At 39.9% G+C, this 13,183-nt stretch carries 9 protein-coding genes and 2 pseudogenes; 2 read left to right on the forward strand and 9 right to left on the reverse strand.

What is annotated here, in order from left to right:
* Positions 1 to 327: 327 nt before the first annotated feature.
* Entirely contained in the window at positions 328 to 1,116 is a 789-nt protein-coding gene (locus ACN222_RS22145) for a DUF1868 domain-containing protein (RefSeq protein ID WP_044522184.1), read from the reverse strand.
* Between the two features lie 414 nt (positions 1,117 to 1,530).
* On the opposite strand from ACN222_RS22145, the gene ACN222_RS22150 reads away from it, so the two are divergent.
* Entirely contained in the window at positions 1,531 to 2,772 is a 1,242-nt protein-coding gene (locus ACN222_RS22150) for a hypothetical protein (protein ID WP_010998570.1), read from the forward strand.
* Between the two features lie 98 nt (positions 2,773 to 2,870).
* Here the strand turns inward: ACN222_RS22150 and hpsP are convergent, their stop codons facing one another.
* Together hpsP and ACN222_RS22160 are read right to left on the reverse strand one after the other, a co-directional pair.
* The gene (gene hpsP, locus ACN222_RS22155; RefSeq protein WP_010998571.1) at positions 2,871 to 4,049 is read right to left on the reverse strand and encodes a hormogonium polysaccharide biosynthesis glycosyltransferase HpsP; all 1,179 of its coding nucleotides are present in this window, start codon (positions 4,047 to 4,049) and stop codon (positions 2,871 to 2,873) included.
* Positions 4,050 to 4,118: 69 nt separating this feature from the next.
* Positions 4,119 to 4,799, reverse strand: a pseudogene (locus ACN222_RS22160) (glycosyltransferase); the annotation flags it as partial.
* Positions 4,800 to 4,892: 93 nt separating this feature from the next.
* On the opposite strand from ACN222_RS22160, the gene ACN222_RS22165 reads away from it, so the two are divergent.
* Positions 4,893 to 5,686 (forward strand): IS5 family transposase gene (locus ACN222_RS22165; RefSeq protein WP_096637171.1). Its coding sequence is split into 2 segments (ribosomal slippage): positions 4,893 to 5,232 and positions 5,232 to 5,686, totalling 795 coding nucleotides; the frame shifts between segments, so codons are not numbered across the junction.
* Positions 5,687 to 5,708: 22 nt separating this feature from the next.
* Here the strand turns inward: ACN222_RS22165 and ACN222_RS22170 are convergent.
* The 6 genes and pseudogenes from ACN222_RS22170 to ACN222_RS22195 form a co-directional block, all read right to left on the reverse strand.
* Positions 5,709 to 6,209, reverse strand: a pseudogene (locus ACN222_RS22170) (glycosyltransferase family 4 protein); the annotation flags it as partial.
* Positions 6,210 to 6,242: 33 nt separating this feature from the next.
* Complete coding sequence (gene hpsN, locus ACN222_RS22175) at positions 6,243 to 7,256, reverse strand: hormogonium polysaccharide biosynthesis glycosyltransferase HpsN (protein WP_010998574.1); 1,014 nt, start codon at positions 7,254 to 7,256, stop codon at positions 6,243 to 6,245.
* A 98-nt stretch (positions 7,257 to 7,354) separates the two neighbouring features.
* Entirely contained in the window at positions 7,355 to 9,013 is a 1,659-nt protein-coding gene (hpsL, locus tag ACN222_RS22180; protein ID WP_010998575.1) for a hormogonium polysaccharide biosynthesis protein HpsL, read from the reverse strand.
* Between the two features lie 166 nt (positions 9,014 to 9,179).
* Positions 9,180 to 10,520 carry an FAD-binding oxidoreductase gene (locus ACN222_RS22185; RefSeq protein WP_010998576.1) on the reverse strand — a complete coding sequence of 447 codons (1,341 nt, stop codon included), beginning with the start codon at positions 10,518 to 10,520 and terminating at the stop codon, positions 9,180 to 9,182.
* Between the two features lie 246 nt (positions 10,521 to 10,766).
* A complete protein-coding gene (locus ACN222_RS22190) occupies positions 10,767 to 12,494 on the reverse strand; it encodes a diflavin flavoprotein (protein WP_010998577.1) in 1,728 nt (575 codons plus the stop codon).
* A gap of 68 nt (positions 12,495 to 12,562) precedes the next feature.
* Positions 12,563 to 13,060: a phosphate-starvation-inducible PsiE family protein gene (locus tag ACN222_RS22195; protein WP_010998578.1), complete on the reverse strand. Its 498-nt coding sequence runs from the start codon at positions 13,058 to 13,060 to the stop codon at positions 12,563 to 12,565.
* Positions 13,061 to 13,183: the final 123 nt, after the last annotated feature.

The following is a 13,183-nucleotide window of genomic DNA, read 5'->3' on the forward strand; positions in this document are numbered from 1 at the left end:
TCATATAGGAATATGATTTGATTTTTACAAAAAAATTAAGTATTTTTAGATTAAATAAGGTGAAGATAACATACCAAGCAAGTCTTGAGTAACCATTAACTAACCACCTACATATATTTTAAAAATCAATTATCAATCTTATGATCTAATATGTATTAGCTAGTTAGTATAGCTGCATATTTGTTGTTTTTAGTTTAATAAGAAAAATCCTCACCAACAAGGGGATGAGGATTTTGTTAATTGCATAATGATTGACTATTGATGAAGAACTAATGACGCGCCCAAGACCGTGAACGTTTTTCTCAAAGTCTCATGCTCAAAGCAAAATTAAAAATTCAAGCTTGGCCAGTCTGGCTGACGATAATAGCGTGTCATATCGTCAAATTTTCGCAATTCTACACGGCTAATCAGAAATTCTGGCGTATTTAACAGCCATTTTTGACTCAACTCAGATAGTGTATCACTAAATTTTGTTCTATCTAAATCTGATGAAACCTCCCCAAAATAACCTAATGTTATATGAGCAGTAAGATGATAATGTTGCTCGATACCCAAGGCTATTAATTTGGGATTCTGGTAAATTGTGCGGCGGAATTTAATGACCTGTTCATAACAACGTTCATCTTTCGGTACTAAACAAACAGCAACAGCCCTGGGCATGAGAATCAATCCCAACATCTGCCAATAAATCGGATTACTCCCTGATGTTAGAGATTCTTGATATTGCTGTAATGTATCACCTATACAAGAGCGTAATTGTTGCTCAAAGTCAGGATTTTTTTCACAGGCATCACAGTAAGCACTGTCCCAAATCAAATCGGCCAAAGTCAAATGGAAGCTTGCGGGAGGTACAGGAACTATCAAACCATTGTTGATAGGTAACTGTAACAGTTCTTCTTGATAAGCTTGTACCTGAGTATAAAAACCAGAATTTTCCGAATCTTCTGCCGCCGATGGAGTAATTATGGTGTACCCAGGAAAAGGTACTGCTTGCCTAGATCCCGAAGAAGGCTGAAACTTATATGATTCCTGAATATGCTGGGCTTGGGATCTCAATGCTTCTGGTAGCGTCAGTCTTGCTACCCGATTTAGGTAAGTTTGATAGTTATCGTCCAATCTTCATTGCCTCGCATTCTCACTTGATAGATTTTAAGAAAAATTACACAACTTAACAGACTGATTTAAAAGGTAGTTAGTTTTTTTCTTAAAGTCATGTTATCAGTAGAGGTCATGAATTCCCCACCCTTCCATCCTCTCATAACAATTTTGCTTTGCTCAACTACTAAAAACTTTGGTACTTCCTATGCTAAGTATAATTACAAACACAACTGTGTAACTCTACTTAACGGTTAATATAGGGTTCCTGTTTGCTTTTGAACATTTACGTAAGAAATTGTCCATCACAACCCTAAAAGGGCTGGCACTGTCTACCCCAACATTGAGGCATAAATATAGGGGAGACTACGCTATGGAGAATCAAACTAGCTTGCTATAACAGTTGTTTAATTTGAATATTCATCAACAGCCAATATGTTTGCCAGAATCCGCCGTCTTGTCAATCAATTTTTTAGTAAGTCAAGAAAAATCAACAATGAACCTCTGAATAGAGTGAGTTTGATTGTCATTATTTTGATTGATATTTTTATCTTAGTTAATGTTTTTACAGGTTTAGATGATATTAGTAGATGGCATCTCAGCCCTTCACAAGCTTATCCATGTTATTTCCAATGGCAGACTTATCGCACACAAACTAATAAAGATAAAGATTATGAAATTATTAGACAATCGCTGCTAGATAATATTAGTAATCTACCCAGTCAAAAACAAACTTATCAACAAAATGAGGTAGACCGTCTGGGTAAGGTTTCTTCTACTTGCTTGCAGTATGGAGAATACATCGATAAAATCAAAACTCCTCAAAATCAGCAAGCCATCAAAGGAATTGACCAGCGACAAGCACAAATAAGTAATCTTAAACAATCTAATAACCGGATTCGCGCCCAGTATGACTCTACACTCTTAGACAAACTTGCCGGACAAGCTCCTGGCCAATCGATTAATCAAGTCCCAGCAGAAAAAGCTAAACAGGAGTTAGATAAAAATAATGTTAGAATTTCTCAGTTGGAAAAGGAAATATCTAATCTTAAAAATCAACTATTGACTCAAACAGAAAGTAAAAGTTTTATTGCCTTTCTGCAAAATAGGGGAGAATTTGCCACGGTTGAGCAAGGTTATAAACAAGCATCTTTTTGGTATCCCAGTATTCAACTTGCTTTTCAATCTCTGTTTTTGTTACCACTGATATTCGCAGCTTTATTAGTTCATCAATTTTCTCAGCGTCGGGGTTACGGACTCATTGCTCTGATTAGCTGGCATTTATTAGTGATATTTTTTATCCCTTTAGTTCTAAAAATATTTGAATTTTTACAAGTAGGGGCAATATTTCAATTTTTCTTTGATGTTATTAGTGCTGTTTTTGGTAGTTTACTGTTCCTGGTCAGCTATGTTTATATATTATTGATTCCCTTGATTGGTTTTGGGATTATCAAGTTTTTCCAGAAAATTGTTCTTAATCCTAAACTACAAGCAGTTAATAGAATTCAAAAATCACGGTGTGTGAAGTGTGCGAAAAAAATTAGAGCTAATGATGCCTATTGTCCACACTGTGGTTATTATCAGTATATTGAATGTCAAAATTGTCACAACTTAACTTACAAGCATTTACCACACTGTAAGCATTGCGGCACTTTACAAGATGTCGGTAATTCGTAGTAGACAGGTGAGTGTTGATTGCTGACGGTCGACTAATGGGACTTAAACATAAAGATACACCCAACTCAAAGCAAAAAATAGATTACTACAATTTGGTATTAGTGGCATAGGTTCATGATTGTTTGGTAGGCTTGGATAATTTGCCCTGCGATCGCATCCCAGCTAAAATTTTGTAAGGCGTAATTTTGGGCGTTTAGTCCCCGACGTTGGCATTCTTGGGGATTTTGGAGTGCTTGTTGTAATAGTTCTACCAGTGATTCTACCTCTGTTGTCCCTACCCAGCCGGATTCACTATCACGCACCTGTTGCCAAATATGTACTTGGTCGGAAATAATTACAGGTACACCTGCTACCATTGCTTCGGCGACCGCAATACCAAAGTTTTCATAGTATGAAGGTAGGACAAATAAATCAGCCGCTTGTAGTAAACTAGCTTTTAACTCACCAGTGACAAAGCCTGTGATGGTAGAGTGTGATCGCAGTGATGAATTACTAATTTGGTCTTTTATTTGCTGTTCATAATCTGGGTCTTGGGGGTTTGTTCCCGCTAAGACAAAATGAAAGTTATTCCCGATTGCTAATAGCTTCTCTAATGCAGGTATTAGTAAATTTAACCCTTTTTTTGGGTCTATCCGCGACATAAATAATATTAACGGTATATTCTCTGGAATACCTAATTGACTAATTAAGCTATTGTCTGCTTTTTTCTGTGGGGGAATAACACCCAACGGAATCACTAAATCATGCGTCGCCACTCCAAATCTAGCTGATACTTTCGCCTCTTGTTCGCTAGTAAAATGAATTGCTGCTGCACCAGATAAATTACGCCGTTCGATAATTTCGACATACAGCTTTTTTAATTGTTTTTTCTTCTGTAAATCAGCCGGGTCAAGAGTACCCAATGGGCGCAAAACATATGGTAACTTTTGTTGGCGACATATAGTAGCTGCAGCACTACTCACAGGAGAAAATAAAGCATGGATATGGGCTATATCATACTCACGGGCATGAATTTTTAACCAATTGAGTAAGTCTAAAGAAAATTTATAACGTCGAAATGGAGAACAGCGAAAATATATTATTTCATAACCATCTTGTTTTATGGGAACATTCAAATTCACATCTAAAGGTTTTTGACCACTATCACCATTGCTATCAGTGGTAATGATTGTAACTTCTGCACCTGCTTTTACTAACGCTGGTGATAGTCCCAATACCATTTGACTAGGGCCACCATAAATCAAAGAAATAGATGGGACAATTTGTAAAATTTTCATTAGTTGTCAGTTGTCAGTTGTTAGTTCTTAGTTGTCAGTTGTCAGTTGCCAATGACCACTGACCATTGACTATTGACCATTGACCAATTCTTGATAAAACTCAAATTGCTCTTTTGCTAAAGCTTTATTTGTATATTTAACCATAGCTTTTTGATAACCCCTTTCACCAATTTCTTTGGTTAAATCTGGTTGTTCAATAAGTTGCAATAAGCAATTTGCCAGCGCTTGAACATTGCCTTCAGGAAAGACTAAACCAGCATCACCAATGACATGGGGTATTTCGCCGGAATCAGAACCAATTACGGGAACTTGACAAGCCATCGCCTCAATTAACACATGACCAAATTGTTCTTTCCAACCAACAGAAGTTAAGGTCTTAAAGTTATAAGTCGTTTCTGAAGGCAGTACCAAAGTACTCATTAAATTAATGTAGTTGACAACTTCATTATGAGGGACACTTTCTATGAAAATTACTCTATCTTGAATATTATTGTCTGTGGCAATTTTCATTAACTCTTCTTGTAAGGAACCACGACCTAATAATAGTAACTTCCAAGTTTTATCTAGAGGTAACTTAGTTGATGCTTGCAAAAGTGTGAGTAAGCCCTTTTCTGGTACAAATCGCCCCACGAAGCCAATCACAAATTCATTTGCTTGAATACCTAACTTAGCCGCTAATTCTAGTTGTGCTTGAGGTGTAAATAAAGTTTCATCTATACCCAATTGAGGCATAACTTTAATTTTCCCTTTAGAGGCTATTTATAAAGTAAATCTAAAGGAGAGCCATCAGATAAAAAGGCAGCGATAAGATACTGTTTGTAGAGTGTATTTACATAGGAAACAATGAGACGAAAGTCTTATTCTACAGACCTTAATGACTCAGAATGGGCAATTTTAGCTCCTTTGATTCCACCCGCTAAATGCGGTGGGCATCCCCGAACAACTGATATGCGAGAAGTATGCAACGCTATCTACTACCATCTGAAAACAGGTTGTCAGTGGGATATGCTTCCAGGGGATTTTCCTCCTAGTTCAACTGTTTACAGCTACTATCGTAAATGGCAAAAACGAGGTATCTGGGAGCAAATGAATCATACTTTGCGCGATCAAGTTCGTCAAAAAATGGGGAAGTCAACTCAACCCACGGCGATCGCGGCAGACAGCCAGTCGGTAAAAACGACTGAAAAAAGGGGGATGTGTACGGTTTTGATGGTGGCAAGAAGGTAAAAGGACGAAAGCGGCAAACTTTGGTTGATAGTCTGGGACTTTTGTTAAAAGTGGTTGTAAGTGAAGCAAATGCTGGAGAAAGATTACTTGCCGCCTATACTTTGATGGAACTGTTAGAAGAGCGTCCAGAATTACTGGAAAAAGTTGAAGTCATCTGGGTTGATTCCGGCTATGACGGTGATAAATTTGCGCTCTCTGTTTGGCTGATGATTCAAGCTCATGTTGAGGTAATCCGGCGTACTAATCAAGAATTTCAGGTTTTGCCCAAACGGTGGGTAGTAGAAAGAACATTTGGCTGGTTAAACCAGTACCGTCGTCTCAGTAAGGATTATGAGCGTCTCCCAGAAATGAGTGAGGCTGCCATATATGCCGTTATGACTCGTATTATGCTACGTCGTCTAGTCGTCTAAAGATTTACTTTATAAATGGTCTCTTATATCCCCGTTGTCTTAAAACCCCAGCGCCATCTTGATTGCCAGAAATAATGCCGTGGCTATGGTTAAGGTTATACTTTTCTAATAAAGCAATTGGTAGTTTTAACTCGTAAGGTAAATTCCACCAAGTAAAAAAGATGTTTTTTGCCTTCAGACCTAATAATTGATTTAAGGCAATCATTTGAGCATATGCAAGACCCCTAGAGCCTTGTTCTACTTGAATAATTTGGGGGCGAAATTGCTTTAATAAAGATATTAAATCAGCCCCAAAAGTAAGTAGGCCTTGATGATTTTGACTAAAATTGGAAACTGGAACTATCTTAAAAGCACCTTCATCACGGTACTGGGTTTCAATAATTTTGTTTTGAACGCCACCAGGTTTCCAGGTTTTAGGAACTACAACTGTGACTTCAATTCCCGGTTCTAATTGAGATAAAGCCCTTAGTTTTTCACAGTTGAGGTCTACAATATAAGTATGACTGGCAACTAAAATTTTCATAAGTATTTGTTAGTTGTTAGTTGTCAGTTGTCATTAGCTATTGACCATTGACTCTTGACTCTTGATAATTGATTCTTGATCAAGACGACTATAAATTTGACCATCATGCCAATTTGACTGGATAACACTCCCTAAGGCTCTGAAAAAACCTAAGATATAGAATATGCCACGGGTGATAATTTTGATGGGAGAACCGCTTTTGTGACAAGGGGGACGACCAAGGACGTGACAATCAAATAAACGGGCGTATAGGCGTAAAGCTTGGCTAAAATTGAGATTTTTCAATCCTAATAGGAAATGATTGTGATAGAAAGTGAACTGATATTTGAGCGATCGCATACTAATATCATGGCAACCTCCTGTTTCTTCCCCTAAGTGGATTAAATCTGCCTCTGGGTCATACCAAATTTTATACCCTGTCTGCCGCAACCTTAAACAAAAGTCTGACTCTTCGCGGACTGCACTACCGCGAAACCTTTCATCAAACCTGAGTCCGTGCTTAGTAAAAATTTCCCGACGGAAAGACATATTACACCCCCTAGCCGTCAACACTTGCTGGGGTTTAATTGTATGCACTAAGTCAATATGATACCAAGCGACTCCTGGGTCCATCGCTTCAGGTGGGAGATATTCAATCTCCAAATTTCCACCAGAATCACCTAATTTCATTCTGTCAAATACCCTACCCGCTACAGATCCTACATCGGGATTTTGTACGTAATTTTTTGCATGGGCTGCTAAAAATCCGGGCTTTAATTTGACATCATCATCAATAAATAAAATTATTTCTCCAGATGCTCGCCGTATAGCATAATTACGCGCGCCTGGCAAACTAGCCCAATCTAAGCGAAACCACTTAACTTTACCTGCTGCGGCTACTTCTTCTAAGTAAGTTTCGATTTCTGGTTTGTGTTTTGGCGACTGGTCTACTACCAAAACTTCATATTTGGGATAATCCTGATTTAAGACATCGACAATGCTATCCCTGAGGATTTCCTCTCGCCCGTAGGTTGGTATGACTACGCTAATCAAAGGCAAATTACTCATAACGACTTTCCACCTAGTTTAAATTTGTTTGCTGAGAGAATAGTCTGCCATAAATAACCTTGTCATATTTATTTCTCGTATAGTGAGAGTCTAGTCTATCAAAACTTTAATTGTGGACGCTTTTTCTTGTTCTTGTGTTGAGGGTCAGCATTTTCCTTTTCTTGTTTATCGATGACTGGCAATTTAAACAATATGCCGGCGAAAAACCAGTAGTATACAGCTACCGGGTCAACGTCTAGAGGATAGTAGTAAGTGTTATAGCTAATAAACAATATAAACACCCACATAGCAGCCGCATAAGTACGTAAATTACGGTCTTTGATTGAGCGATAGGCTTTGTGACCAGCAATTGTTATGGTAGTTACTAATGCTAAGAAACTAAATGTTCCCGCGAAACCCACTTCGTACAGGAGTTTAGGGTAATAAGTCTCAATCAACCTAGTTGAACCCAAAGTACGAGCGGAGTTAGTAGCTCGACCTAGTCCATTACCTAGAGGATTACCTGTACTTCTCAAGGTGTCTTCAAACTGCTGGACAATAAATTCCTGGGGCGGTGATGCTTCCCAACGACTTGCCAAACTATTGACCCGTTCTTCTACAACCGCAGGGTTACTAGCCATAGCGATCGCTAGTAGAGCCGCTAGACCTGCACCAATAGGAATAAAGCGTTTCAGGTTACCGATTTGACCTGTAAGTAAGAGCAGAATGATAAAACAGACAGGCACTAAGACCAAGGCAATTCTTTGTCCAGAGACAACTGCATTGATAAATACAGTCGCCATAGAACCTAAACTAATGAACCGCCAAATGATGGAAGGATCAGAAAAACCTGTAGCGAAAGCCAGAAAAGTACTAGAAATTAAAAACCATGCCCACTGCCAAGGAGCTACAAAGGTTCCGGGCAATCTAATCATGCCCTGGCTGGGACTGTATACTAAGGAACCACCAATATAACAACGTGCTTCTAATGTTGCTCTAAATAAAGCATTCCCTTCAGCATATCTAGTACCTTCACATATACCAGTTAGCAGTAAAAGATACTGAAAAATACCCAGTACACCACATATCAAAATCAGACTGACTTGTAGGCGTGATATGAACAAAAAGTCCTTTTTATCCTTCATTAAGTAGTAAACACAACCCATCAGAGGTAAATAACCTAAAAGCACTTTTAGCCCCAAAATACCCATACCTAAAGGTATTTCATTGCTGGCTTGTTTAAATGGGCCAAGATCAGGAGGGCTAAACTGTTGCCCACCATTGACAAAAACCAGTGTTAGAAGACACACACCTAGCAGAATAAATAGGGGTGTTCTAATGGCTGGAGGAACGATTAAAGGTAATTTTTGTTTACGGCAAGCTTGCCAAATGGCAATTAGGGCTGGAAAGTAGAACGCATCTTTTGCTAATTGCAGAATTGGACTGTTACCAATGTAGTAAGTGATAGTACCACCAGCAGGTACGTATATTAAGAACGCGATCAGTCCCATACGGGGGTATTTGTAGCAAAGGGACATGATAATAATCCCTAAGACAAGGGGAACTGCTGTTTTAATTCCAGCTACTAAAAATACTGCCAGCCCAACAAAAAGGCTAATAAATGTAACAGTACTCAGTGTGCTAATAAGTTCTTTTCGTGCTTGGGTCGCTTTGCGTTTTTGGGCTAGTCGTTCTTTGATACTCAGGCTGGGAGTTTCTGCCTGAGACTGCTGTGCCGACTTTTTAAAACCCTTGGTTTTTGTTTTGAATACTGTCATAGAGGCATTTTATTCTATGGCCTAGACTTTATCATTTTGTTCAACTGCACTCCGAGCGATGCGGGTGTTATGGCCAGGTCACACCGACTCGCCATTTAACTACTAAAGCATTGATACAATTTCCCTTCTTTAATAAATGAAGATTCTTAAAAATAACTTGATGAATTTATGAAAATTTTAATACTTTACTTTTACCAGGATTCATTAACCCGTAAGGGTCAACAATTTCCTTAAATTTTAACTGCTCAGGGTCAATAACTTTCCTGCCGCCGTCTTCAATAATATATGTGTGGGGATTGGCAATAAATACGCCTTTAGCTTCGTGGTAGCGGATGATTTCATTTAGGCGTTCTTCTGTGGAGTAGCGTACAAGTTGTAAAGCCGCAGGTACTACCACACCATTAACGCGAATAAATTCTAAATGAACCATCACTTCATCACCAAAGTAATGATATAAATCCGCGACTAATTCCAAGCCTTTATCCGCAGGAATGATGCTTTGTAAGTATGTAAGGGAAGTATCTACATTTCGGGCGTGTAACGTAGTGTGGTTCCAAGTAAATTCAGCTAGATTTAATCCCTTACCTGCTTCCTGGGCTGGCTTTTGGTAGGTGATTTGTCCGCCATATTGCTGGACTAACCCAGGTAATGATTCTAAACTGGGTTCGGCAACTATTAAAAAAGCTGGGTGAGTATCTTTAGGGATGTATGGCTGTAGCGGGTGGAAATATTGAGGAATTGGTGATGCAAAGATAGTTACTAGCTTTTTAATCATGCCATCGGCATTAGCTAAGGTTTGTCCAAACTTGGCGGCTGTGATGAAGTCGTCGAAGGTGACAATTACTTCAGCCCAAGGATAGGCGGGCCCCAGAGGAATTTCTACTTGTGTGATAATGCCGTTAATTCCCCAAGCATGGTTTACTTTCTGCACATCGTCGCCGCGTAACTCAATGACACGGGGTTCTGTTTCTAAGGTGACAACTCGCAATCCTAAAAGATTACCGCGATCGCCTAATAAACCATATTGTACTGAACCAATACCACCACTACCACCTGCAATAAATCCCCCAATTGTGGCTGTACGATAAGTAGAAGGTGCCATCCGCATTTCCCAGCCAATTTCTCGTGCTTTTTTATCTAAAGCGGCTAATTTCACCCCTGCTTCTACCCTAGCTACACCTGGTTTTACCCACAGGATTTCTTGTAATTTTGTCATCTCTAAAATGACACCTCCATGTAGAGGTACGCACTGCCCATAGTTTCCCGTTCCCGCCCCTCTGACAGTTACAGGTACGCGATGTTCTGCACAAATAGCAGCAACTTTGATGACTTCTTGTTCGTTGGCGGGACGGACTACAATATCACCAACTTTGCCTGCTAGTTTCGGGACAAGTACGGGGCTAAAGGTATGGTAGTCCTGGGATAATTTTGCTACTTGATTGGGTTCGGTGATAGTTTCAATACCTTCTAGGGAGTTAATGAGGACATCCAAGTTTTTGATCGTCATTGGTTTAGATCCTTTTTTTAACGCAGAGTGACGCAAAGGTTGGCGCGGAGGGGCGCGGAGAGTTATGACTTGGCGTGCTTGTGCGTTGGAAAATTTTAATTCCCATTTGTCACTGTACTATCATGCCACTTAACTTAATATAAAAACTTACGTAGCCTAACGCACCTTGTTATGTGGCGGTGCGTTAGGCGCTTAAAATATGATTCTGTCTTGTAAAATCTTTTAGACAAGATTTCTTTGTTCAATCTAATGGCTACCTGATTTACGATGTTCAACGGCGGTTACACCATCATTTGCCAACACTTCTCCTTTATCTACCACAGCATAAATTAACAGTCTGTCACCGCATTCAAGTTGATTTGTGACGGTACATTCCAGGTAAGCTAGTGCTTCGGTGAGAATTAAACAACCATTATCAGCAGTTTTAGTTTTTAGGTTCGCAAAGGGATTATCCCCTAATGTACTTTGACGGGAAAAATAGCGTCGGACATTTCTGCCTTCTTTGAGGATATTTAAGACAAATTGATCACCAGTATGACTCATTAAATCTGCATTCTGCTCTTGAGCGATCGCCATCATAATTCCTGGTGGATTAAAGGTTGCTTGAGATACCCAAGAAGTTAAGATACCTTTGTGGCTTTCTTGGTCACGGGTTGTAACTACACATAGCGAACCAATAATTCTGCCTACTGCTTGTTCAGTACGGTCTATTTTGGCTTCGGGAATTACTTGGCGAGGAGTACGTAATTTTTTGTTTTTCTTTAAAGTTTGGGCAAAAGTCGCACCTGCGGCTTGACACTGTTGCAGAATTTCCGGGGTAGGACTAAAGCGGACTCGAATTGTGTCAAAGCCTAAACGGTAATTGGCATCTTTGAGCTTACTTTCAATTAAATCTATGGCTTCGCCACTCCAGCCGTAGGAACCGAACACCCCAGCTAACTTAGTTTTTGCCGCCGTTGAGAGGACTATACCTAAGGCTGTTTGAATTTGTGTTGGTGCATGACCACCTAAGGTGGGGGAACCGATAATTATGCCATCACAAGCTTCCACAATGCGGGTAATTTCTGCCGTATCTGCAAGTTCACAGTTGACGGATTGGACATTAACATCGTTTTGAACCAAACCTTGAGCGATCGCATTCGCTAAAATGCCAGTATTCCCATAAGCAGAAGTATAAAGCAGCGCCACATTTAAATCTTGAGATTTCTGTCCTTGACACCATTGACGGTAATCATAAGTAAAACGACTGAGGCTATAACGCACCACAGGGCCATGACCAGGAGCATAACTTCTAGCCCCCAGCATGACTACTTTATCTAAAGCTGCTTCAACTTGTTTGGCTTGGGGTGCATGGAGACAGTCAAAGTAATAATGGCGTTCCGCGTCTAATTTTTTCCAGTCTTCATCAAATAAAGTATCTTCGCAGATATGAGCGCCAAAAAACTTGTCTGTGTAGAGAATCTTCGTGGCTGAGTCGTAGGTAAACAAACCATCCGGCCAACGAGGAGTAGGCGCGGTGACAAATGTGAGTTGATGTCCTTGTCCTAAGTCGAGAATATCTTCAAAGCGTACCGCTTGAATGCGTGATTCCCATTCAGGAAAAGCTGTTTTCAAGGCGTTAGCCGCAGGACGAGAACAAATTAAGGTAGCTTGTGGTGCTTTGGAGAGTAATTCTTGTAGGGTAACTCGGCGGTTGGGGTTGACATGACCGAGAATAATGTAATCCAGAGTAGTGAAATCGAGATATTGGGCTAGTTGTTCTAAATAAATTGCCGTAAAGGATTCACCAGGAGGGTCAATTAAGGCTTTTTTATCAGCTTGGATAAGATAGGAATTTGCCGTAGTTCCTCGTTGGCGGGAATACTCAACTTCAAATTTTAGACGCTCCCAAGTGCGCGATCGCAAAATCAGGGTATGTTCACCAATATCTGCAACTTGTACATCTCTAGGACGGCTGGAAGTCGCAATAGTCATATTTAATTCTCCTTTAAAGATTGGTGGGTGATTAGATACCCGACTTCTTCAAGAAGTCGAATATCTAGCTAATCTCGTCCATTTGCCTGCATTTTTTGATAGCGCTTGGCTATTTGTTGTTCTGGATCAATCCCTTCAAAAGTGGGTGGTAGCCAAACTCGCAGAACCAGCAATATTCCCAAAACTAATAAGAAGGCACAAGTCGCTAAAACTTGACTCCAATTAGTTTCTAGTACACCTTTAACAATGACTTCTCGCAAAGCGGAGACAATAGAAACCTCTACCGCCACGCCTATAGATATGCGTTGTTCTTGGAGGTAGATAATCAGCAGTCGGAATAACTCGACTAAAATCAGCAGAAACAAAATATCGGCAGTGACAACATGGAAATCTAAAGGCGGTAGCAGGGAAAGAAACATATCCCACACCTGGATAGCCATGAAGCTAAATAAACCGATACATAAGGAAATCACAATCACATCTTGAATCAATTCCAAGGTGCGGACGATGCGACCCCGATTGATTTCGTACGCGGAAATTGGGCTATCTTCTACAGGTTTGTACATGGGATTGGGGATTAGGGATTGGGGATTGGGGGTTGGGGACTGGGGATTGGGGATTGGGTATTGGGGATTGGGAATTTCTCCCCCTGCCTCCCTTGCTTTTTCTCAATCTCTATTCCCTAGTCC

Source organism: Anabaena sp. FACHB-595 (genome assembly GCF_048568275.1).
Classification (GTDB): Bacteria; Cyanobacteriota; Cyanobacteriia; order Cyanobacteriales; family Nostocaceae; genus Trichormus.